The organism is Thermosphaera sp. (genome assembly GCA_038827615.1).
Classification (GTDB): domain Archaea; phylum Thermoproteota; class Thermoprotei_A; order Sulfolobales; family Desulfurococcaceae; genus Thermosphaera.
The window spans coordinates 618595-643007 of sequence record JAWBNK010000001.1 but is presented as its reverse complement, the minus strand read 5'-3'; the positions used below and the strand labels follow the sequence as shown (position 1 = coordinate 643007).

Annotated in this window: 20 protein-coding genes; 15 read left to right on the top strand and 5 right to left on the bottom strand. The window is 43.5% G+C overall.

Annotated features, from left to right (window positions below; genetic code table 11):
• The first annotated feature begins 207 nt into the window (after nt 1–207).
• From QXH45_03560 to QXH45_03535, 6 genes are all read left to right on the top strand, one after another.
• Nucleotides 208–1002: a slipin family protein gene (locus tag QXH45_03560; GenBank protein ID MEM2078322.1), complete on the top strand. Its 795-nt coding sequence runs from the start codon at nt 208–210 to the stop codon at nt 1000–1002.
• A gap of 8 nt (nt 1003–1010) precedes the next feature.
• The gene (locus QXH45_03555; protein MEM2078321.1) at nt 1011–2366 is read left to right on the top strand and encodes an NfeD family protein; all 1356 of its coding nucleotides are present in this window, start codon (nt 1011–1013) and stop codon (nt 2364–2366) included.
• Between the two features lie 96 nt (nt 2367–2462).
• Nucleotides 2463–4418 (top strand): aldehyde ferredoxin oxidoreductase N-terminal domain-containing protein, encoded by a 1956-nt coding sequence (locus QXH45_03550; GenBank protein ID MEM2078320.1) that lies wholly within the window; start codon nt 2463–2465, stop codon nt 4416–4418.
• A gap of 59 nt (nt 4419–4477) precedes the next feature.
• Complete coding sequence (gene argS / locus QXH45_03545) at nt 4478–6730, top strand: arginine--tRNA ligase (protein MEM2078319.1); 2253 nt, start codon at nt 4478–4480, stop codon at nt 6728–6730.
• Nucleotides 6727–7572, top strand: coding sequence for a DMT family transporter (locus tag QXH45_03540; protein ID MEM2078318.1), 846 nt, complete (start codon nt 6727–6729; stop codon nt 7570–7572). Before argS ends, QXH45_03540 begins: the two co-directional genes overlap by 4 nt.
• Nucleotides 7573–7635: 63 nt before the next feature.
• Nucleotides 7636–8985, top strand: coding sequence for an acetyl ornithine aminotransferase family protein (locus tag QXH45_03535; protein ID MEM2078317.1), 1350 nt, complete (start codon nt 7636–7638; stop codon nt 8983–8985).
• Between the two features lies 1 nt (nt 8986).
• Here QXH45_03535 and QXH45_03530 read toward each other — a convergent pair whose 3' ends face one another.
• Entirely contained in the window at nt 8987–10477 is a 1491-nt protein-coding gene (locus tag QXH45_03530) for a carboxypeptidase M32 (protein MEM2078316.1), read from the bottom strand.
• Nucleotides 10478–10563: 86 nt separating this feature from the next.
• Between QXH45_03530 and QXH45_03525 the strand changes: the two genes are divergently transcribed.
• The 8 genes from QXH45_03525 (at nt 10564) to QXH45_03490 (ending at nt 18312) form a co-directional block, all read left to right on the top strand.
• The gene (locus QXH45_03525) at nt 10564–11703 is read left to right on the top strand and encodes an NDP-sugar synthase (GenBank protein MEM2078315.1); all 1140 of its coding nucleotides are present in this window, start codon (nt 10564–10566) and stop codon (nt 11701–11703) included.
• Entirely contained in the window at nt 11690–12931 is a 1242-nt protein-coding gene (locus QXH45_03520) for a phosphoglucomutase (GenBank protein ID MEM2078314.1), read from the top strand. The genes QXH45_03525 and QXH45_03520 overlap by 14 nt, the downstream gene beginning before the upstream one ends.
• 58 nt (nt 12932–12989) lie before the next feature.
• Nucleotides 12990–14390 carry an ATP-binding cassette domain-containing protein gene (locus QXH45_03515; protein ID MEM2078313.1) on the top strand — a complete coding sequence of 467 codons (1401 nt, stop codon included), beginning with the start codon at nt 12990–12992 and terminating at the stop codon, nt 14388–14390.
• The gene (locus tag QXH45_03510) at nt 14387–15085 is read left to right on the top strand and encodes an energy-coupling factor transporter transmembrane component T (GenBank protein MEM2078312.1); all 699 of its coding nucleotides are present in this window, start codon (nt 14387–14389) and stop codon (nt 15083–15085) included. Before QXH45_03515 ends, QXH45_03510 begins: the two co-directional genes overlap by 4 nt.
• 71 nt (nt 15086–15156) lie before the next feature.
• Nucleotides 15157–15705, top strand: coding sequence for an ECF transporter S component (locus QXH45_03505; protein ID MEM2078311.1), 549 nt, complete (start codon nt 15157–15159; stop codon nt 15703–15705).
• Between the two features lie 41 nt (nt 15706–15746).
• The gene (locus tag QXH45_03500) at nt 15747–16778 is read left to right on the top strand and encodes a TIGR00269 family protein (GenBank protein ID MEM2078310.1); all 1032 of its coding nucleotides are present in this window, start codon (nt 15747–15749) and stop codon (nt 16776–16778) included.
• Between the two features lie 49 nt (nt 16779–16827).
• Entirely contained in the window at nt 16828–17517 is a 690-nt protein-coding gene (locus QXH45_03495; protein MEM2078309.1) for a VTT domain-containing protein, read from the top strand.
• Between the two features lie 159 nt (nt 17518–17676).
• Nucleotides 17677–18312: a mechanosensitive ion channel gene (locus QXH45_03490; protein MEM2078308.1), complete on the top strand. Its 636-nt coding sequence runs from the start codon at nt 17677–17679 to the stop codon at nt 18310–18312.
• 9 nt (nt 18313–18321) lie between these two features.
• On the opposite strand, the gene QXH45_03485 is transcribed toward QXH45_03490, so the two are convergent.
• The 3 genes from QXH45_03485 to QXH45_03475 form a co-directional block, all read right to left on the bottom strand.
• A complete protein-coding gene (locus QXH45_03485; protein MEM2078307.1) occupies nt 18322–19506 on the bottom strand; it encodes a hypothetical protein in 1185 nt (394 codons plus the stop codon).
• Nucleotides 19507–19580: 74 nt separating this feature from the next.
• A complete protein-coding gene (locus QXH45_03480; protein ID MEM2078306.1) occupies nt 19581–20489 on the bottom strand; it encodes a dual specificity protein phosphatase family protein in 909 nt (302 codons plus the stop codon).
• Complete coding sequence (locus QXH45_03475) at nt 20490–21488, bottom strand: thiamine-phosphate kinase (GenBank protein MEM2078305.1); 999 nt, start codon at nt 21486–21488, stop codon at nt 20490–20492. It abuts the gene before it with no gap.
• A gap of 89 nt (nt 21489–21577) precedes the next feature.
• On the opposite strand from QXH45_03475, the gene QXH45_03470 reads away from it, so the two are divergent.
• Nucleotides 21578–23203, top strand: a complete 1626-nt coding sequence (locus QXH45_03470) for an oligosaccharide flippase family protein (protein ID MEM2078304.1) — start codon at nt 21578–21580, stop codon at nt 23201–23203.
• Here QXH45_03470 and QXH45_03465 read toward each other — a convergent pair.
• Nucleotides 23184–24401, bottom strand: coding sequence for a molybdopterin molybdotransferase MoeA (locus tag QXH45_03465; GenBank protein MEM2078303.1), 1218 nt, complete (start codon nt 24399–24401; stop codon nt 23184–23186). The two genes, QXH45_03470 and QXH45_03465, sit on opposite strands and share 20 nt — an antisense overlap.
• Between the last annotated feature and the right edge of the window lie 12 nt (nt 24402–24413).

The window sequence follows — 24413 nt, the reverse complement described above, 5'->3', positions numbered from 1 at the left end:
GATTAAGAAAAACTAATATATAATTTCCTAACTAGGGGTAATGCCGATAGCTTTCAGATTTACAATTTCTCACCCTCCCTCTGGATTCTAGTGGATAGGAATCCAAGTAGTAATCTCTACTATGATTTACCCTTCGCCCCCCGGTTTCCCCCAATTAGGGGATATCATTATAAAGATATTCATCCATTAATAATCATAGGTGGAAAATTGGATCCATTTACTCTCTTGATATTAATAGCAATAATTCTCTTCATAGGCATACCTCTCTTGTCTTCGAGCATAAAGATCATAAGAGAATACGAGAGAGCAGTTGTCTTTAGGCTCGGAAGATTACTGGGCGCCAAGGGACCTGGAATCATTGTTATCATTCCATTCTTTGATAATATCGCTAAAGTCGACCTCAGAATAGTAACGGTGGATGTGCCCAAGCAGGAGATCATTACTAAGGATAACGTTAGCGTGAAGGTCGACGCCGTGATATACTACAGGGTAATAGACCCAATCTCGGCGATCACTAAGGTCGCTAACTTTCATTATAGTGTGAGCCTACTGGGCCAAACAGTGTTGAGAGACGTGCTCGGGCAGGCTGAGCTAGACGACTTGTTGTCAAGGCGCGAGGAGTTGAACAAGAGGATCTCAGGGATTCTCGACGAAATGGCCATGCCGTGGGGGATTAAGATATCTGCGGTAACCATTAAGTCTGTCGAGCTCCCAGAAGAATTGATGAGAGCTATGGCTAAGCAAGCTGAAGCCGAGAGGTGGAGGAGGGCGAGAATCATTGAAGCGGAGGGTGAAAGACAAGCTTCTCAGATTCTAGGTGAGGCCGCTAAAGTATATGAGGAGCATCCGACAGCGTTAAGGCTGCGAGAGTTGCAAACGCTCATAGAGGTGGCGCGGGAGAAAGCGTTAGTAGTCGTGACCGAGACGGGGGCTTCCTCAACCGGAGCGGCTATAGCGTCCTACAAAGCATTAAAGGAGTTTGAAAAGAAGCAGGGAGGATGAAGCCTGGATTGGGGAAGCGCTTAGCTCGCTTGTTTTTTTCCTACGTCGTAATCATTTTCCTAGCGACCTCTATCTTCGCTCTATTTAACTCTAGCCTCGCATCGGGCGAGACCTTATCATCCGCGGTAATGCTAACGATAGAATCACCATGGGATACGATCGACGAGGGAGTGAAGGAGTGTTTCATAGATGCGCTGAGATATGCCGAGTCCCAGGGAAAGGTGTTCATTTACAGGGTAGACTCATACGGAGGGTATTTGGATTCGGCGTTCAGCATAGGTGATGCATTGCTTAATGCTAAAGTACCGACCATTGCTTATGTTCACAAGAATAAGGCTTTGAGCGCCGGCACGCTTATTCTGTTGCCAGCAGATATTCTAGCTGTTCAAAAATATTCTATCATAGGGGCGATGCAACCAATTACCATCAACCCTGTTACGGGGGAAATAGTCTATATCAACGAGTCGAAAGTCTTAAACCCCATAATAAAGAGCGCTGAGGCATATTCTTCAAGGGCCGGGAGGAACACAACGTTAGTCGAGCTTTTCATAAGGCAAGCAGTAGTGGTAAATTCATCGGAAGCCGTATCCCTCGGGGTCGCGGACCTCGAGGTCTCAAGCCTAGAGGAATTATTGGAGAGAGTGAACGGGAGGAAAGTAATTATTGATGGAAAAGATTATGTCATCGATGTTAAATCGTACTCGATCGAGGAGTTCCCCTGCGGATTGAGATCCCGCCTTATCTCCTTCCTCATGAACTCTTACGTTGCAAACCTCTTCGTCACGATAGGGTTGTTGGGGACGATTTTTGCATTAGTATCTGGGAGGCTTACAGTCCTACCTTTGACGATCCTATTCCTCTTATTGGGATTGGTATCGGTTGGAGTTAGCGCTAACTACATCGCCATATTCCTTGTCATCCTCGGCGCCACATTACTAGCAGTAGAACTCTTCATCATTCCAGGTTTCGGCATTATCGGGATAAGCGGTATTCTACTGCTTGCGTTTGGGTTCGCACTACTGCCAACTTATATTCCGACTGGAGTTTCCCCTGCTGTAGAGTATATTAACACGATAAGAACAGTTATAATCGTGACGACGCTGTTTTTGTCAAGCGTGTTTGCAGTGATGATTTACAAGGTGTTGAGAGTGCGGAAGAAGACCCCTATACAATTCTCCCCTGCTGGAAAGAAGGGAAGAACACTCGACTGGATCAAACCTGGCGAAATGGGTTTTGTGAAGATAGAGGGTGAGTATTGGAGAGCGGTCTCCGATGAAATTATTCCCCCTGACACAGAGATTATAGTTGTTGAAATACTTGAGAATGGTGTGTTAAAGGTAAGGAAATCGGTTGCTTCATCTTAATTTAAATAACTGATTAAATTTTGACATAAGGATTTTTCAGATCGTCCTTTAATAAGTTTAAATAAGTGATTTATGTATTTTTCAAATGGGATTATTATGGGTCAAACACGAACGTATCGGGCATTATTTATTGATGTCGGTGAAAAGAAGCACTGGATTGAAGAATTCCCGTTGAGCGAGGTGTTCAGCCCTATATCCCTTGGCTTGAAGCTCCACTTGGAGAGGTTTAAAACGTGGAGCAAGCCCGTTTACGATCCAAGCAACGCCCTGGTCCTGGGCTCTGGCTTGTTTGCTGGAAGTAAACTTTACGGTGCTCACAGATTCATCGCGGTCTTCCGAAGCCCTCTTACCAAGGGTTTGCATGCTTCGGCGATGGGCGGAGCCGCATATCAGTTCAATGTTAATGCCGACGCAATCGTTATCCTGGGTAAGAGCTTGAAACCATTAATTCTCAAGATTTACGACGAGGGAGATGGAGAACCCAGAGTGGAGTATCATGAAGTATCAGAGGACATGCTGATAAACATATGGAAAGGCTACGGCGGCTTCAAGGGCGTTTACGCGCTTCAAGCGTACCTAACCGACTTGTTCCGGGATTTCTATGAAACTTACAACGGGAGGAGCATTCTCGTTGGTCCTGCATCGAAGAATACCAACATCGGAGCCTTAGCCTCTATAACTTTGGTCAGGGGGAAGATGGATTATGGAAGCGAAGACTTCGCTGCGAGAGCGGGAGGAGGAAGCATTCTCTACAGGGCTCATGGAGTTGCAGCAATCATCTACGGTGGACGCTTTGACAAATCATCCCGCATTCCCCAGGAGCTCAGGGATTTGAGAAGCGTAAATGAAATATTCCAGGAACTAGCCAAGAAAGCATACGTAGAATTCGTGATCGAGTCTGGAACCAAATACAGGTATGATCCGAAGATGAACACTGGGGGGACCTTGGGCGGAAACTACCCTCATCTAAAGGTTACTACACCGATGTTCAATTGGAACATGATATACTATTCAAAAGATGTCAGGGAGAAACTCCACTCCCTCATAATTAAACATATCTGGGAACCCTTCAATAAGGAGGCTATTGAGACCAGGAGCTGGAAGACCTGTGGAGAACCGTGCCCTCTTGCATGTAAGAAAGTAAGATTAGGCAAGTACAAGAGTGATTACGAGCCTTACAACGGATTGGGCCCCTTCATAGGAGTTTTCGATATTCATGATGCTGAGAAGATCGTTGAGGCTGCAGACGCCTACGGGTTTGACGCGATCGAAGTCGGGCAAGTCATAGGCTTCATATTTGAAGCGCTTCACAAGGGTTTGTTAAAACCCGATGAAGTAGGATTGCAGTCAAAACCGTTCTTCGACCCTGCCAAGTACTCGATAGAGCATAGTAAGCATAATGCCGACCTTGCACTCCGGGTTATCGAATCACTAGCGTTCGCTTCAAACCCTGTTCTCAGATTAATTGGCGAAGAAGGTTTGAGGTATGCTGCCAAATTGCTTGATACTATTTACAAGGAGAGAGTTGAGGAGTTGAAGATTAAGTTCAGTGATATACCCGTCTACGCCGTGTTCGGGGAGAGGGGGCACATTACGCCGAACTACTACTGGACTCCGGGATTGATAGCCCCTCTTCCCGTTCTCGGCAAGTACTGGACCGTATACACCGGCGTCTTCATGGAGCCCGAGGAGTTTGCCGTGAAATCTTACGAGAGAGCCTTGTATGAGGCATTGCTCGAGGACATGGGCTTCTGTAGATTCCACAGAGGCTGGGCTGAGAAACACGTCCCCACTCTTCTCGAGAAGTATTATGGAGTAGAGAAGCCGCTGGAAAAAATTAAGCATCTATACAAGCAGATATCAACATATCAAGAGCTAGCTGGGGCTTCGCCTGTGTTCTGGGACTCAATGAAAGCAATAGATTTCATGTCCAAGGCTAGTGAGGAATATCAAAATCAGAAATGGGCGAGCTTGTTCACTATAGATAAATATAAAGCAGCACATGAATGGTGGGTAAAGTTCAACGAGAAAATCAATGAGTTAAACGCCTGAGCCATTTTTAATGGCTTCAACTATTCATATTTTTGAATCAGCATCCAATGGGGAATGAGTTGGAGAGCATTATTGAGAAGTGCCTATATAGTCATCTCGAGGAATCTATTGCCAGAGTCTTGGGGATCCCAGTAGAGGAGGTTAAGAGGCTACGTGATGAAGGAAGAATGAAATTATCGAAAACCCCAGACCCCAAGATCGGGGATTATGGGATAGCGCTTCACATTTTCCTGAAGAATATCCCCAGGAATAATTGGACTGTTATCGGCGAAGAACTGATCAAAGACTTAACTAGTCACGGATTCAAGGAGACCTGCAAAGTGCTCGATGTTTATTTCGTAAATGGTTATCTAAACATTCGTTTAGACTACTCGACAATTATCTCCACTCTACTTGAAGACTTCCTTAGAGGCAATTACAAAACTAAGCTTTATTCTATTGGACAAGGTAAGACTATAATCGTTGAACATACTAGTGCAAACCCTGTACACCCTCTTCACATAGGGAGCGGGAGAAATAGTGTGGTTGGAGATACTTTTTCAAGACTTTCACGTAAGCTTGGCTTCAATGTTTTGACTCGCTTCTATGTTAACGACTTGGGGCGTCAAGTCGCTGTTCTCGCGTACGCGGTTTCAAAACTCAGAAAGAACAATATACACCCGGATCCTAGTGTGAAAACGGATCATTGGTATGGAATAGTATACGCCTCAGCAAACGTTATAATGATGATACGCAAGTTATCCGCAGAACTCACTGCGGTGGAGAAATCGTTTTTCAAAGCCCTGAAGGATTTTGCTCGTGAGTACGAATCTTCTATTTCATCAAACCCAGATTTGAGGACGCGGCTTGAGACATTCATAAAGTATGAATACTTAGTTCACGACCCTGTGAGAACATTGTCTAAGTTTTCAAGAGAATTCAAACTACTTATGAAGACGCAGGATTCTTCCTCGAAAAAAACTATTGAATCGCTATTAAGGAAGGTAAAGCCTTTATTAGACAACTTCAAGGAGATATATAAAGAATACCTGTCTTATATCAGGGCTGCGAAAACTCTACAAGTCTTAAACCACGTAGTTTATTCAACCCTTGAGAAGGAGATAGTAAGCTATGAAGCGGCGGAAGAAGAAATAAAAACCATTATGGTCAAGAGCGAGCGTGGAGATCCGGAGGCGCTAAATCTTGTAAAACAAGTTAGTAACGAGGTTTTGAGAGGCTTTAGGGAGACTCTTGAGAACTATGAGATCTTTTTCGACGGGTTTGATTTCGAATCGGATAAGGATGTTGTAGAACTCGCCCAGAATGTCGTTGAGAAACTTCTTTCGACTAGATATGTAAATATTGTCGACGGTGCTGTCGAGCTCGATTTGAATAAGGCGGCAGAAGAGATCGAGTATGTCCGCACACTATTCGCCCCTGATAGCCCAGGCAGGTTTATCGTAAGGAGGAGCGATGGAACCACACTTTACGTTACCCGCGATATAGCATATAGCATATTGAAGTTTTCAAGATTTGGAGCGGAGAAAGTATACAATGTTATCGCAATAGAGCAAGAACGTGCTCAAAAACAACTAAGGGCGGCTCTTAAAATTCTAGGGTATGATAAGGAAGCCGAGAACCTGATTCACTTCGCATATGAAATGGTTCAATTAAAGCACATGCGAATGAGTGGTAGGCGGGGAACATATTATACGATGGACGAGCTCCTAATAGATATGGAGAAAGCGATAGTGGAGAAACAACTGGACCAAGCAATCAGAGATAAAACTAAGGGAGAAGACATCGCCTCATTATATCATGCTATTAAGGGCTTGGCTGTCGCTAATGCTAGGACACTGCTTCTCTCCGTCGAACCTGGTAAGGTGCTATACTTTGATCCCGACAGGATTAGGGAGTTTGAACATGGAACTACAATAATCTATTCCTTTGTAAGGCTTGGAAGCATTCTCAGAAAACAATGGAGTCTCGAGCCTTTTGAAAGCCTCGAAACTTTGAAAAACATGTTGTTGAGCGAAATAATGGCCAACGGGATATCCGGTCCCATCGTCAACGAGGAGAAGAACATAATAGAGTTATTGTCATCTTTTACGGACACTTTGAGGATTGCCTACGAGGAGATGAAGCCTAATAAAGTGTTAGAGTATGCTCTAAGCTTATCTCAGGAATTGAACAAGTTCTATGAGAAGTGCAACGTTATAGGTGAGAGAGATGTCAAGCTTAAGAATCTCAGGCTCCTATTAGTCCTCTCTAGCTTCATGGTTCTACTAGAGTTGTTGGATATACTAGGATTGCCAAGGTTGAGGAAGCTTTGAAGGGGGTTAGACGAGAAAGCTTAGCGGATTTTTTCGGGTTCCTCGCCATATGGGTTTCAATCTCTTCTGCAAGCGTATTAGTGGTGATGTCTGGTGCTCCAGCGGAAGTATGCGCCTTCTGGAGAACATTCATTACTTCAATCATGTTCCTACCTATAGCACTACATCGCAAAAACTTTTCAATCAAGCTCCATCATTTGGTCGCGGGATTTTTCCTAGGACTCCATTTTTTGATGTGGATGCAAAGTTTATTCCTGCTCCCAGTTTACCAAAGCACGTTGATCGTGGTCTCATATCCCGTCTTTAACGTCGTTTTCGACTATATTTTCTTTCACGAGAAACCAAGTTTTAGAAAGATCTCCGGGTTCATTATAACCCTTATGTTATTGGCGATATTCCTGAAGGTAAGTGAACTACACTTGAACATTGGGGTCTTTCTCGCCCTGACAGCTAGCCTATTTGCTGCTGGGTATTTTCAAGTTGGAAGATACGCGAGATACAGGGTTGGAGAGCCGATTTTGGAGTATGCTACTCCGACCTACATCATAGCGTCTTTAACGGCACTAGTATACGCTATTTTCAATGGATCAAACATATTGTTTTACGATGCCACGACATATTTCTATTTTATTCTACTAGCCCTTATACCGATGATCGGCGGGCACACCTTGATGAACTACTATATGAGGAAATATTCAACATCAACGGTGACCAGCATTGCTCTCGGAGAGCCTTTTGGAGCAGGATTACTTGGAATGATTCTCCTGGGTCAATCTTTGAGCGTTTTCGCCCTCTTTTTAGGCTTTTTAATAGTTTTTTGTATCATTGTGCTGATCCAGTGAAGATTGTATAGACCATATAGATTTTTATATACACTATAGCTTTATTTTAATAAGGTGTTTCCTGTGAAGAAGCCTGAGATAAGTGTGCAACCTGGAATCGAGGGAACTAAAAGCAAGTATTGGATAGAACAACACTATAAGTTTATAGCAACCACGACGCACGACCCAGAGAACCTCCCGTTAGTGATCGAGAGAGGAGAGGGGGTGTGGTTATACGATGTCGACGGTAACACCTACCTAGATTTCTCAAGCGGGATAGGTGTAAACAACCTGGGGTATCCAACGCATCCTGAAGTCAGGAAAGCCATTGTCGAGCAAATCGAAAGACTTGCTCACGCCGCGGGGACTGACTACTTCAATCCCTACCAGGTAATGCTTGCTAAAAAACTCGTGGAGATAGCACCCGGCGAGTATCACAGGAAAGTCTTTTTTGCAAACAGTGGGACAGAGGCGAACGAAGCGGCTTTAAAAATATCCAGGCAGGCTACTGGGAGAAAATTCTTCATAGCATTCTACGGCGCATTCCATGGTAGAACGATGGGAAGCATGGGACTCACCGCGAGTAAACCTATACATAAGAAGCAATTCTTCCCATGGATGCCGGGGGTTATACACGTCCCATATCCAAACCCGTATAGAAATCCGTGGCACATTGACGGTTACGAGAACCCTGTGGAACTAGTTAACAGAGTAATCGAGTTCATCGAGGAGTACGTCTTCGAGAGACTCGTGCCTCCAGACGAGATCGCGGCGGTCTTTGCAGAGCCAATCCAGGGTGAGGGTGGATACGTAGTTCCTCCTAAGGAATTCTTCCCAGAGTTGAAGAAGCTTTTGGAAAAGCACGGTATTCTTTTCGTTGATGACGAGGTTCAAATGGGAATGGGGAGAACAGGGAGAATGTTTGCAATAGAGCATTTCAGCACTGTCCCGGAGATCATAACTCTCGCTAAAGCTTTGAGCGGAGGAGCGATACCTATAGGAGCAACCCTGTTTAAGGCTGAGTTGGATTTCAAATCCCATGGAATGCACAGTAACACTTATGGAGGAAACGCCCTAGCATCTGTGGCGGCGTTAAAAACCATTGAAGTTGTTGAATCGCTTCTCCCCCATGTGCAAAGGCTTGAAAAGATCTTCCAGGAAGTTCTCGGCGAAATGAAGGGGAAGTATGACATCATAGGGGATGTCAGGGGTTTAGGCCTAGCCTGGGGTGTCGAGTTCGTGAAAGATAAGAAATCTAAAGCCCCTGCTGTGGATGTTAGAAATAAAATTGTCGCCCGCGCACTCAGAAAGGGTCTTGCACTGCTCCCATGTGGAAAAAGTAGTATAAGGCTGATTCCGCCATTAATCATAAGCGAGGAGGAAGCGAAACTTGGTTTGAAAATATTTGAGGAGAGCATCAGAGAAAACTTGTGATTCAAGACAAGTATTTTTCACTTAGATACTTTATTAAGTAATCACTATTGTATGGTTCACCCAGGGTTTTTTGCAACAGTTCCTTTGGGGGGTAAGTGGCGCCGTACTTGTGGATTGTCCTCTTCTGCCAGTCCTCGATCAACGTAAACCTTCCTTCACGTATTGTTTCATCCAGATTCAATTCCTTTGACAACGCGTACTTCATTTGAGCGCTTAACAAGTTGCCCAGAGTATACGTCGGGAAGTAGCCTATGCTCCCCATGCTCCAGTGAATATCTTGGAGTACGCCCTCGCTATACGTATTAGGCCTTATGCCGAGTAGTTCATCCATTTTATTGTTCCATAGTTCAGGTAATTCGTCAACTTTTATCTCGTTCGCCAAGAGGAGCATTTCAAGCTCTGTTCTCAATAGAATGTGCATGTTGTATGTTACTTCGTCAGCGTCAACTCGTATGAAGCTGGGTCTTACAGTGTTGAAGTAGTAGTAAACATCTTCGACAGTGTAATTTGCTACGAATTCTAGGTTATCGCGAATTATTGGATAAATTAGTTCAGTGAAGGCTTTACTTCTTCCTATGATGTTTTCCCAGAACCTGCTCTGACCCTCGTGTACTCCGAGGCTAACCCCTGTGCCTATGGGAGTGTAAGATAAACTGGGGTCTATTTGTAATTGATACAGGGCGTGCCCGAATTCATGTATTACGCTGAAGAGCGTCCTCTTGAAGTCAACGCCTTCATACCTTGTAGTAATCCTAACGTCGTGAATTCCCATGTCGATTGTGAACGGGTGTGCAGACACATCTAATCTGGCTCTTTTGCCCAGCGGGAAAGCAAACAACTCAAGTATCTTCTTATTAACTAATTCCATTTTCGCGGAATCGTAGGGAATTTTCTCCAGTTCGTGATGCATGGGAAACTTTTTATCAGACATTATTTTCTCTAGAATTTGTTTCAAGCTGGGCTTTAGCTTTGAGAAGATACCAGCTACATCATCACTTCTCAATCCCTCCTCATACATGTCGAGTAATGCATCGTATGGATGTTTTTCCCAGCCAATGAAGTCGGCCGCCTTTCGCGAAAGATCAAATATCTTGGACAAATATGGTTTGAAGATTTCGAAGTCGTTCTTGCTCTTTGCCTCCCGCCAAACAACCATAGCCTCTTGAGTAGTCTTGGATATTTCAGCGACAAGCCAAGGTGGGAGAGCCTTCATGATCTTGATCTCTCTTTGGAGAACCCTAACAACACCTCTTTCATAATCGTTCAGGTCTTCAAGCCTGCTCGCCTTATCAACGAGTTCAACGAACTCCGGCTTCAAAATCAATTGTTGGTGCAACAGGCTCAGCTCAGCCCGTGCGACCGCTCTATCCTTCACGCCATCGAGGGGCATGTAGGTCTCTGAATCCCATCCCAGGAGGCTTGACGCGTGTCCCAGTGCCCAGATTAATCTGTATTTTTCTAATATTTCCTTGATCACAGGGTTTTGGAACACGAGACTCCACCTAGTCTTTAATTAATGCGCCTTTTAATTAAAAATGTGTTTAAATAACGGCGAGTGAAATATATACATTGATAGATATGCCGTCCGCAGTGATTCTGGCTGGGGGGTCGGGGACAAGGCTATATCCTTTGACCAAAATTCTGCCTAAACCCCTCATTCCCCTGGCCGGGAGACCAATCATTCAATATATCATTGACTTGTTGCGCAACAATGGTTTTGATCAGATTATGATAGCTGCGAGATATTTAGGTCATCACATCGTCGATTATTACAGGGGTCGCAAGGGTATCGAGGTGTATCTTATAGATTCCAAGGACACAGCCGATGTTCTAAGGATTTTATCAGATTATTTGAACGAGGAGTATTTTCTGGTTTCAATGGGTGATGTCTTGACTGATGCCCCTTTAATGGAGCTCTACAGGGAGCATGTCAATAGTAGAGTGCTAGCCACTATAGCTTTGAAGGAGGTGGAGAACCCTCTTCCATACGGCTTAGTTTTCCTTGATGATAAAAGAAGAATTGTCTTGTTTACTGAGAAGCCGATTTCTCTTGAAATATACTTGTTGAGTGTAGCAATATATAAATACAGAGTTGAGAGCGCCTATTGGAACCTTGTCAATACTGGTTTCTACATGTTTAACAGGAGGATCATCGATATACTAAAGGAGAACGAGAGTTTAATGGATTTCGGAAGGCACGTTTTCCCTTTTCTACTTGAGAACGAGTTCGTTTTGAAGGGTTGGGTCATGCCTGTGGAGTCATACTGGAGTGATATTGGAAGAATCGAAAGCTACAAGGAGGCTACCTGGGACTTGTTGGATAACAAAATCAGAGGTGCTTTTCCAGCGGGGAAAACGATATCCTCAGGGGTACACATGGGCGATAATATTGAAATAAGGGGGGAAATAATACCTCCTGTCTACATAGGATCAAACGTCGTAATAGAGGACGGCGCCAAGGTTGGACCGTACGCAGTTTTAGAGGATGATGTCGTTGTTGGAAGAGGCTCTATTATTCATGAATCCATTATATGGCACAGGAGTGAAATAATGGATGATTCCTACGTAAACGACTCCATCTTAATGAATAATGTAGTTGTTAAACCCGGCTCGAAGGTTGTCTCATCCGTGGTGGGAGCAGGCAACATCGTTTCACACGACTTGTATAAAGTAAAACTCGATGTCGCTTACGAGGCGTCTCCATATGTTAGAAATTAAAAGAGAGCGGCTCGTTGGAAAACCCATTGAGGAAGTAAGCCTGGAGGATATAACCAGATTGGGCGACCGACTAGGCGAGTACTTCGGGGGCGAAAAAACACTATTTGTCAGCGGTCGCGACTTTTATCCTGCTTCAAGAATGTTCAAGAGAGCCTTAACTGCAGGATTGATGAGTAGGGGAGTTGAGATATTAGATTTTCATGAATCCATTAACGGGGAGATAGCCTTTAGCATCAAGAGGTTTGGAGCAAGGGGAGGTTTTAGCATTATTCAAGATCCATATGATCCTGAAAAAATAATGGTGAGAGTTTTTAAAAACCCCGGTGTTGAAGTTGTGGGGGGAGAGATCCGGAGACTCCTATCTAGAGAAGAAGGAGCGACACCCGCTGAGAGGCGTGTGGGGTGGGTGAATTATGCAGAATATATTCACAAGCTGTATATTTCTGCGTTGACCTCATTCGTGAAGACTGACGCTATAATCGAGAGAGGAGTAAGCATCATAGTAGGATCATCAAGGGGGGCACTGGACATTATCCTACCCGACTTGATCACTTCTTTAAGACTGGATAGCATCATATTTAGCACAAGAAAGATGATTGAGGAGAAAGCAGGATACCCTCTAATAGATGAAATATCAAAGACCTCGCGAATAGTTAATGCATTAGATGTCGAACTCGGCGTCGTCTTCAATAACGATGCATCATCATTAACTATTTACACTAAGAAGACCGGCCTTTTAATGCCTGAAGAGGTTGCCCTAACTATTTTAACTCGATATCGTCAGGGCTCAAAGATTTTAGTGGATAAATGGTGGAGTGAAAGATATCTTGAGGAGGTCTCAGCCGGTTACAACGTGATAAAGTCTGACTCCGAGGAGGAAATGTTCTTAAAACTTAAGAAGGAAAAGCCTGTAATCGCTGTGAACGGAAGAGGAGAAATAGTCATTCCATTATTCAGTCTAGGATACGATGGACTACTGGGTTTTGCGGCGTTCCTAGAGGCTGTTTCTCTCGATCAAGCTAACACGCTCAGCAGAGTGAGAGAATTGAGAGAGAGACTTTTCGACACAAATGGCGAGTGTTTAGAGATGGGGGATATAAAGAAAATGTGCTTTGAGGCTCGCGAAAACTGTGTTAATTTCGCCGGAGGATTCAAGGTCAGAGAAGGAGGTAGCGTTCACACTTATCTTTACGAGCCTGTTAGGAACTGCTTTAAGCATATTGTTTAATAACTTAGTTATCAAAATTTTTATAATGAGTTATCAAATACATGGTTGAAGGGTTTTAATGCTTAACGCCAAGATAAACGAGGCGGGTTTCACCGAGGAAAGGCCCATAATCAGAAATATTAACATAGAAAATCAGGGAAGATCGGTCACTCTAATACTGGGAGAATCAGGATCAGGTAAGACAACGTTTCTGCTAACTATAACTGGTATCTTGAAATTTCTACTCAACGGGTACGTGAAAGGGGAGGTCAGACTGCGGGGATTGAACCCTCTCGAGGAGAGAGACTACCTTAAACTACCATTTGAGATAGGGTTTGTAATGCAGGACCCAGAGAAACAATTAGTCATGCCGACGCCATTGGACGAGGCGGTTTTCACGCTTCAAATGAGAGGGCTGGATGAAGACGAAGCGGTGAAAAAGGCCCACTATTTACTAAGTCAAGCAGGCCTCCTTGATAAGAGAAACCTGCACGTCGAGAATTTATCTGGAGGGGAGAAGAGAAAGCTGTCAATTCTCTTGTCAATAGTTCATAACCCCCCATTCTTAATCCTTGATGAGCCATCTTCATCGCTCGATGTGGAGGGAATAAAGCTTATTAGAAAATTGATAAGGGATTATAAAAGCCGTGATGATTCAACGGTACTCATTACGGAGCATAAACCGGTTTTGTTTATGGACTTGATAGACAAGGCATATCTATTGGAGCGGGGCTCATCTAAACAAGTGAGCATCGATTCTCTCCTCAAGTCATCCTTTGTCGACATTACTCCTCACGAATGCGTTGATTTCAGAAATGATGAAAACGGTGAGATGGTTTTAGAGACTTCAAGTCTCGAAATCGGGTTCGAGAAACCCTTGCTAAGAGACGTTAATCTAGTAGCGAGGGAGGGGGAGGTAATAGCTCTTTTAGGACCGAATGGCTCAGGAAAAACCACTTTTTTGAAAACATTAGCAGGGTTTTACAGACCTCTCTCGGGTGAAATCAAAATAGGATCTAGTGCTAGACCTTTTTACGTTCCCCAGTTTCCCGACCTCCTCTTCTTGTTTAAAAATGTGGAAAAAGAGCTGGTAGAAACCAGTAGAAAAGCGGATCTCTCTTTTAATCAACTTGTAGAATTAATCCCATGGTATCCTAGTGTCAGGTCTTTGAACCCCCATTGGCTTAGTCATGGACAGAGAAGGTGGCTTAGCATAATCATAGGCTACGCATATTCTAGAAAGATAATACTTCTTGATGAACCCACGACAGGGCTCGATTACGTGAGATTCAACCATCTCAAGAGGCTCATTAGGGAGTTAAAGACGAAAGGTGTAACGTTCATAATAAGCACTCACGACCCTAGACTAGTTGCTGAGTTAGCAGATAGAGTCTACGTGATCAGAGGACAACATCTATTTGAAGATGATAAATGCCGCGTTGTTGAAAACTACTACCGTGAACTCGGTGTGGTTACATGAGAAAGCCTAGCGTGTCCACTGCATTTACGTATAGTTTAATTTTGACAAGCCTCGCATTAATCCTAAAAGACCCGACCAAGCTGGCCATAATAGGCCTCGTTAATCTTGTCTCATCGATGATACTAGGCTGGAGGAAGGTGTGGTGGCTTTATGTGTTAATTGGGATTGCTTCGCTAGGTATTTTCATCAACGCTTTGTTTTTCGCCAACACTGGTGGAATCGTCTATGAGATAGGATTTCTGGCTGTAAGGGAGGGGGCCATTGAGGGTTTCACTACTGTTACTTTGAGGGTGTTGTTGATAGCTGGAGCAGGAGCCTTCTTCGTAGCTCTTTTTGAACCTGTTGAAATAGTCAAGGGGCTATCAAAAGAGTTGAGATTACCGCTGAGTATCTCCCTCTCCCTCTCGTACGCTTTGAGAATGCTACCTCTCTTAAAGAGGGATCTTGACGAAATAATGTTTTCTAGGCTTCAAAGAGGGTATAGGAGAAGGCCGCTAACGCCAATGGAGTTGTCCAGCACGTTGACATCGTTGTTGATTTCGGGGTTTGAGAAAGCCCTTTGGAGCGGGATTAGTCTTGAACTTCGAGGATTTAGATTTTATAGGCCAAGGCACGGTGTGAACCTGTCGAAGTACGATGGCTTAATCATTGGAATGCTCGTTATACAAATTCTTTACGTACTGCTCACACCATAGTTATTATAAATCAGTTATCAAAATTTTATAACTAAGATATTAGATTAGAAGCCCAGTTGGGGCGGTAGATTATGGGAGAGACTCAAGGAGCCTTGGTTAGTAAAAGGTATACTGTTGTTGACTACCTGTACTTAGGGGTGATAGCAGTAGTATTTGCCATATTATTCACTATCTGGTGGGACGTGTACTATGCTGTGAAAGCGATCGCGGGTCCCGTTGGAACAAGAGTATTAACCTATGGGTTATGGTTCATGCCAGTGCCGCTAGCCGCCAGCTTGATTCGAAAACCTGGGTCTGGTTTTCTAGGAGAAGTATTGCCGGCCCTATTGGAGGCCATCTTTCCGACTCCTGGTGGAATATATAATCTGTACTATGGACTGGCACAGGGAGCAGCGGGTGAACTAGGGTATCTATTATTCAGATACCGCAAGTACGGATTACTACAGGCTACGATATCCGGAGCACTCCCCGCTATCCCAGCACTGATATTGGATGCGATATTGTTCGAGGATATATATCCATGGAATGAGATGGTGATCATATTGGTAGCTTTAATGATTAGCGGAGCTGTTTACGGCTTCCTAGCCTACAAAATAGCTTCTACAGTAAAGAGAAAGTAATTTAATATTTTTTCCCTATCCTCACCTAAACAGGGATATCAATGGTTACCTGCAGCTTCTGTGGAAGGAAAGCCGTCTACATAAATCCCTTAAATGGCGTATCGTATTGCAAACTCCATTTTAACTCATACTTAGAGAAAAGAGTTAGGAAGACTATTAGGAAATACAACATGTTTCAAAGTAAAGAGCATATAGTCGTAGCAGTAAGCGGCGGAAAAGACTCAATGGGTCTTCTTCACGTTTTAAATAAGCTTTCCAAGGGCAATCCTGACTGGGCTCTCACAGCAATCCTCGTAGACGAAGGAATATCGGGTTATAGGGATAACACAATTGCAAATCTCAAGAAGTATGCACAAGAAAACAACATTGAGTACAAGATCGTGTCTTTCAAAGAGTACATTGGTCTCACACTTGACGAGATAGTAGATAGAGGGAGAAATCTGAATCTTCCATACCTTCCCTGCAGCTATTGCGGAGTGTTTAGAAGATATGTTTTGAACAAGGCGGCACGGGATGTTGGAGGAACCGTATTAGCGACCGCACATAATCTTGACGATGTTGTGCAAACTTTCTTAATGAATATTATTAGTAATAGTTGGGAGAAAATTGCAAGACTAAAGCCTGTCGCAGAAAAAGGTAGCCACCCTAATTTTGTCCCCAGGGTTAAACCGTTTTTCGAGATACTTGAAAAAGAAAGCGCAGTGTACGCATTGCTCAACGGATTGATCCAACCTGATTATCAGCAATGCCCGTATGCCCGATTTAATATTAGGTTTACTATCAGGAAAATCATCAACGACCTAGAGGAAAAGTATCCTGGAACTAAATACGGCATGCTTAGGAGTCTCGAAAGGATACTGAGCATCATGGAGAGATCCCAGTTTAAATCGGGGAACGAGTTTAAGACTTGCGAGGTCTGTGGAGAACCTTCGTCACACCCCGTCTGCAAGGCCTGCTTGTACAGATATGAACTAGGCTTGATGAGTCCAGAGGAAGAGGCAAGAGTTAAGAGAGCCATCGACAATAATCCATATCTGAAAAAATTTATTGTAAACTCAAATAGTTCTTTATAAGTTTCAAACTTAATTTAGATAAGTCAAGAGGGCTTTACGGGGTTATTTAATGTTTGATATACAGGTTTTAAAGGGACTCGGCTTCTCCGGAATTTTCCTTATAAGCTTTATTTCGAACGCGATACCCTACTCTACAATCCCTTATCTCTTCTGGCTGGTGCCTGTTTTCGCCATTTATCAAGGAAACCTCAGCGAGTATCTTCTGCTAATATTCTTATCCTCTCTCGGGGCTTCAATGGGAAAGCTCGTGGTCTACTTTATAGGGAGGGGGTTTACGAAAATCGGCGCTCAATCAAGGATAAGGAGAAACCTCGACTTTCTTGCGTCGGAACACAGCAATGCCCTATTTCTCACCCTCATTCTTTTCACGGCTTTACCGCTCCCGGATGACGTCATTATCCTCCCACTAGGCTACGCTAAATATGACATAGTGAAATATATGATTGGATTGTTAATTGGAAAATTCATAGTGACATCGCTCGCGGCACTGTATGGCAGAGGTATTTCTGTTCTCCTAACGGAGTCTTTCGAGGCTCCCCTATGGCTCATCATCGTTGTTTATGCTTACCTGACTCTGATGATAACTTACGTTGCAGGCTCAATTGATTGGATAAAACTCGGTGGCTTAGCGAGAAAGGCAGGGTTCATTTTCGCATTTAAATATTTTATTGAGGCCCTGATCAAGGGAGTTATAAGTTTCCACTCTTTTCCCTTAAGATATTTGAAGAAGCGTAGATGATTTTTAACGTCTTCTTATTTATAATTAAATGGGATGAAGAGGAACCCGGGAAAAGAGTTCACGCGATGAATAGAGAATCATAAGCGGGCTCTGACCCATATAATTCCTATTCTTATATATTGTAAGATTAAATACTAAGTTAAATATATGTTGAGACTGGTGAAAACATTGAATCAAACTGACAGTCTTGGAAAAGCATTGGGAAAAGTAATTGTCTACATTATAATTACGGTCATAGTGCTAGCACTCGTTCAGTGGATATTCACTAGTGGAATGGAAATTCTTGCAAAGACGGTGGGGTATGAAGGATTCCTCGCCCTCAAAGACTATTCCGTGTACGTGTACATCATAATTCTATTCATCATGGGCTGGATGATAGTCAATGCCGTTGCTTCAATGTTTTACTCCATGGTGACACCGAAATACGGTGCCTCGACAGGCGCCGCTATTAGAAGCTTAATCAGGATATTAGGCCTTGGAGCCCTAATCGCAGGGATCGCTGGAGGTGTAGCAGGCGGGGCTGCAGGTGTTGCCCTCGGCGGCTTCATAGGTTTAGTCATCGGCTTCGCAACCCAGCAAGTACTAGGACAGGCTATTGCAGGTTTGTTCATCCTTCTTGCGAGACCATTCAAGATCAACGACATCGTTGATGTTGCGGGAGAGAGCGAGGTAGTCGTTCGGGATATTTCAACCCTCTTCACTGTCGTGGAGAGGAAGGATGGGCTAACAGTTCTAGTTCCGAGCACTATGATCATAGGTCAAAAGATTGTTGTAAGAAAGCGTGCTGAGCAGTAAATCCTATTTCTAAATCTTATCCGTTTTTTTAAGAGCCATTACTATTTTAGGCATTGATAGAATTGATACTATTGCTAACAAATACCACAGTCCAAGCGTAGAGTACATGTACCCCGATGTGATCACCCCAATAAGACTCGATGTCTCGCCTATTAATGAATAAGTCCCGGTGCCATAACCTCCAGTAACCTCGACGTAAAGGAGGTAGATGTTACTGTCGATGACGCTGTTTGAGAGGTAGAGAAATCCTAATCCGAAGGCGATGTAAAGGTCGTTGAGACCGCTAACTAGAATAATGTAAACGGTGATAATCCTCAAGAAAATCGATGTGAGGAAAACATTTTTCTTCGTCACATCATTCTGGAATAAGTAGTAAAGAATGAAAGCGACCAGCTTTCCAATACCATAAACCTTCACAACCTGGTCAAGACTAAAGCCGAGAGTTCTAATGAAGTGGTATGGAAGGGGGGTAAATAAGAATTCATTTCCTACTTTGAACCCGAACAATCCAATCAATATCAGCTTCAATGAAATTGGTGGGGCGTTCAAAAAAGTCCTATATGAATAGAGAACACTGCCATTGATGTTTTCGAAAGAAGTTAGGCTTAGATATCCGTGAACCGAGGTCACTACATTAGATACGTCTCTCTCGATCCGGCTGAGAATTCTCTCGATCTTTAAACTGGGCTCTTTGATCACGAGTATTCCTAAAAAGAAGGCTGTGACAGTGAAAGCTATGAAAAGAGAAAAATGGTCTAGCAAAGACCTTACTCCGATAATTGATATCGTGATAAAGGAAGTCGAATCTATGAGGAGGGCACTACTAGATAATTTTCTAAACATCCAGCCCCATTCACTGCTCGTAAAATTTTCGAATACAAATGCGTTAACCCCCATCCTTACGTAAGAATATGCTATCGCATGAGCGCTATAGGATAAATATATGAAAAGTCGATTCCTAAAGGATAAAGCCCCCAGGAAAGCAATCTCGCAAGCAGCGATTCCAATGAAGCCCAAAATTATTTGAAGCCTTGCAACCCCTTTATCTCCTAATTGGTTAGCGATTTTTATGAAGAAAACAAATACAAGGGTCCAAATAAAATTAAGGATGCTGACTTCTATGATATTCATGCCTAGTATTCTTACAGCTACGATGTTCACTAGCAGATCTACCAGGTTCAGTACTGATATCAATAACGCGGGAATGTACAGTTAGATCCCCTATAACCCTTATAGACAGTGTTTTTTATTTTTAAGGAACGAGTGTCTCAAACATAGTCTAAATAGTATCCCCAATTAATCCTGACTTCTTTTTCTATGAGGTCTACAAGCAAGTGGCGGGACGAGACTGCCTTCTCGACTATTGATCCACAGTCTTGATCACAGAGCAGAGTTATTTCCACTAATCCCGGGTGACTGTCGTATTGTGTTATCACAACTCTTCCATCCATTAAACCATCCAACTCATGCGAGAACTCTACCAATGGATTTTCTAGTAGACTTTGATCAATGCTTAAACCAAGTTGTTCAATAATCATTCTACGATATGTCTGGTTGTGAAAATGAGTAAGGGACCCTAGAACGACCTCACGAGTATTTATCCCTTTAATGGTTAAATTATTTAGTAATTCAAGCGTGAACTGCACTGTTTTAGACGCGTGAGCTATTTCGACACGATCCTCTATTTTTCCAATTAGACTGCTGTAGTTCTTGAGAAAGCTAGCTGTGGTAATTTTGACCAGAGTGGAGAAGGCCTCTACCATTGATACTTGCCCTTTGTTTTCTAGCGAACCCGGTATTTTCCGCCTTACCTCCTTAATCGCTTGATAAACTTCTAATCCACTGTAAACTAGGAAAGCAGCGGTTACAGTCCCGCTTCTACCCAACCCCCCTTTACAGCTGACGAGGATTTTTCCTTCACTATTAATTTCTTCCTCAATGCGTAAAACGGTTTTCATTAATTCGAAAAGCTGGGGTGGAAAAGATTCCCGAGTTGGAATATGAATCGTTTTGAATCCGTGGCCCTCGATAAGTTCTATGTACTTTCCTCCCAGCGGATTTTCATGTGGCATTGTTAAAATTATAATAGTAGTGAAAACCTTTTTCAAGCTTTCAAGTTCGCTGGGAGAGGGGATAGGGCCCTGTGCAAGTTTATTCTCTATAATCCACTTAAACATTTAAGCGGTAGACCTCCACCCTTGGAATTGATCCCATTCCATGAAGGAGACTGGCTTATCCTTAAATAAAACAATAGGGTCGCCGGACTCAACTCTCCCCACTATTCGATAAGGAATCTGGTAGTATTTGAGGTCCTTCTCCACATGGTATAAGCCCTCGGGTTTAACCCCTAAGACGGCTCCATATTCTTCTCCACCAGTCATGACCAGTTTGAGAATGCAGTCTTCATCCATACCACACTCATCCCTTAGTTGAGGATAGTAGAGTGGGAGCGAGTTAAGAGCTATCTTTACCCCGCTCGCCTTGGCAAGAGATAGGAGAGTATATCCTAATCCGTCGCTAACATCCATGGATGCGGTTATCCATCTATAGTTCGAAGAGACTACTGATGCAAGGCTTTTAAACGCCGTGGGGCGTCTGGTAACCTCGACAACCCATTCACGCTTCTTGGATTCCTCTAATCCTTTTTCTGCTACAAGCCCCATTGCACCGTAGAATCCTGTAACTATTAGAACATCACCGTTCCTCAAGCCGTTCCTAGAAGGCGGCTTCTTTGCGGGGGTGAAGCCTATTGTCGCTACAGCGATCCATGGATCATCCGAAACATTTGTGTCTCCGCCTATCAACCTAACGCCGTAATGTTCGAGACCGTCCTTGATCCCCTCGCTTAACTCCCTCAATTCGGAGGTTGAGAGGTCTGGGGGGAGCCCCAGCGCTAATAACACGAACTCGGGGAACGCGCCTTTCACTATTACATCACTTACAGAACCAGTGATGGCACACCATCCCACATCTCTAAGGTCTCGCCAGGGTAATCTAAGCTTGAATATTCCGTATCCATCTATACTTACGATTATCCTAGGTCCTCTGGGTAACACGTCCTTAGCATCATCAGGATACGTGAGGATCTCGCCGGACTCGATCCTACTCCCAATTATTTTAATCATCTCTTCAATAACGTTTCTCTCCCCGATATCCCTAAGCGATTGAGGTATCATCTAGCAACCCTTTTAACTACATTATTTTAATACTAGAACCATTAATTATTAACTAATCAGTTCTCTCATGGAACAAGTAGGGTTGAATAATGAGCGATGAGGGTATAGAAAGCATCTCAGTTCAGGCCTTCGTCTACGGTGTGGCAACCCTCCTGCAGATATTACTTCAGGTTGCGACAATGATGTATGTTTCAAGGGCCCTTGGCCCCGAATTATATGGTCTTTACAACTTATCTCTCATCCCCCTCTCATTCCTCTTAATGTTCTCAGACCTGGGTTTTAACGCAGCCTTGTTCAGGTATTCTTCGATAAGCCATTCCAGAGGAGATTCGTGCACTCTTCGTGAATCGCTTCTACTTACGTCTAAAGTATTAGTATTTGTCAACGCGGTCTTGACAATGATCCTCTTACTCATCCCTGGCGAGTTGAGCACCTTGATGACGCAGAGGAACGAGATTGAAAAGTATGTGATGATGACAGCTCTAACTCCTCTTCCCTCAGCTTTATCGGGAATGACGATCTCACTCCTCGCGGCAATAGGGGATGCCAGGAAAAGAGCTATTCTACAAGTTTCTCAAAGCCTCATTAAACTAGCGTCTGCGGTCGTATTAATATCGCTTGGCTTTTTAATAGAGGGGGTAATCATATCATACGTATTAAGTTACATAGTGATAGCGACGATTAGCATGGTAATTATTAAGCCGTTTTATAAGAGTCCAGGGCGATGCTATCTCGCATACGGCGACTACGTTAGATTCGCCTTCTCAATGTTTATCCCAAGCTTTCTGATGGGAGTTCTTGGGAGAATGATTTCAATAAAACTCGCTTACATGACTGCCGGGTTAGGCGAGCTAGGCAATTATATAGTGGGAAACTTTAACGCAAGTTCCGCCTTTATTGGGGCCTTACTATCTATTTATGCTTCACTAGCGACACCTCTTCTGCCATATCTCTCCTACCAAGTCTCGGTAAATAATGCGCATGCAAAATCGGTTGAGAGGTTGGCTGTGATCTTCAATTCAACCCTCCTTCCACTTTCTATCTTTGCCCTTTTCTTCTCAGACAAGATATTGGGGATCGTCTACGGAGCAAAATATGGTCTAGCGCCCCTATTCTTCACGCTAATGGCCCTCCCCCTCATTACTTATAATTATGGGATGATATTATCTGCATACTTTCAAGTTATTAACGACAAGAGGATTATAACGATCAACGGTCTCGCGACATTCGTCGTTGGGGTAATCATGTTAGAGGCTTCCTCAAAATTAATGGGGATAAACGGAATAGCATTAACAGTTGGTTTGTATCAGGTCTTTTCCCATGTATTTTTCCTCGTTTATGCTAGATTAAAGTACCAGATTACCCTAATTTTTTCAAAAGTTGCGAAAACAATACTCGCATCCATCGTCGCGAACTTAATAGTTCTAGCTTTCAACATTGTTCTTCTCGAAAAACTTTTAGAAATCCTCCGATTCAGAATTACTCAAGTTTTCGTGTTGAACATGTTCTCACTGATCTCGTCTATACTCCTACTTTTACTTCTTTACGCTATTATAATGGCCTTATTAAGGAGTTTAGATGAGATAGACGTTGCCTTTATAGAGAAAATGCTCATTCGTGTTAAAATCGTAAGCGTTATTGCCCCATCATTAATCAAAATTTACAAATCAATTTACTATAGGGTCATCTCGGATTCTAGAAGAGAAAAACCTTGACCACATTACCCTTTTCGAAGCCTTCAACGTAGGATGGTATTTCGATGAAACCTTGAGAGAAAACTAAGGAGGTTAAAACCCCGCTACCTCGAATCATGTAAGGCTCTGCCAAAATCTCCCCGTTCACTTCGTTCAAACGGGCTCTAATAATAGTGTGGTATCCGACTTGGTTGGGCAACCTCTTACTTAACCTAGCGTATGTGAATTTTCTATCGTAATTCACTAAGCCTAGCGCCTGTGCAACAGCCCTCCTCAAGAGCATTTCGTAGCCAGTCCAAGCCGCGACAGGATATCCAGATAAATGTAGCACGAGCCTACCGTTCACAAGGGATGCGCTAGTCGGCCTCCCGGGGCGCATTCTGACTCCACGGAAGAGTATCTCTCCTAAATCCTCAGCGGCTTCGACTGTTACATCACTGTTGCTGACACCAGTCCCTCCAACGGTTAGAACTATATCATTGACTAGTGTTGCTTCGTTTAAGACTTCATTGACAAGCTTAACATCGTCGGGGAAAACACCGTAGTATTTTACATCGTAAAAACCGTCATTCGCGAGTAACATTTGTATTAGGATACCTGAGGAGTCGAAGTATGCTCCCTCTCTTCTTTTAAACCCTGGTCTGATGATCTCGTCTCCAGTTGCTATGATGCCGACTTTGATCTTCCTCAGGACTTTAACGCTGCCTATTCCATTGCTGGAGAGTATTGCGAGGTGGAATGGTCCGAGAATAGTCCCCCTCCTAGCTATCACAGACCCTTTTGCATAGTCTTCGCCCCTCCTTGAAACATTCCCTCCAACAGATGCTGGTTTAAGAACGTGTATGGTTTTCTCGCCGGCAATCACGTCTTCTTTCATGACCACGGAGTTCGCTCCGCATGGTATTGACCAACCTGTGTGTACTTCGAAGGCTTCTCCCCTTTCGATGCATTTTCCCTTCTCAAGTTGCTTCACCAACTTCAACTCGACAGGATTGTAGTGAGTGGCGTGATAAGTATCCTCAGCAATAACTGCGAAACCATCTACTGCGCTCCTATCGACGTCTGGTAGATCATGTAGTGCCACAACGTCTTCGTTTAAAATTCGACCCAGGGCCATCCATAAAGGAAGATTTTCTTCTTCATATTGAATCGTTTTGAGCTTATCTGTCAAGATTTCAACAGCTTTTTCTACCTCGATCAGTTCTTTGAGAGTCTTCATTCACCACATCCT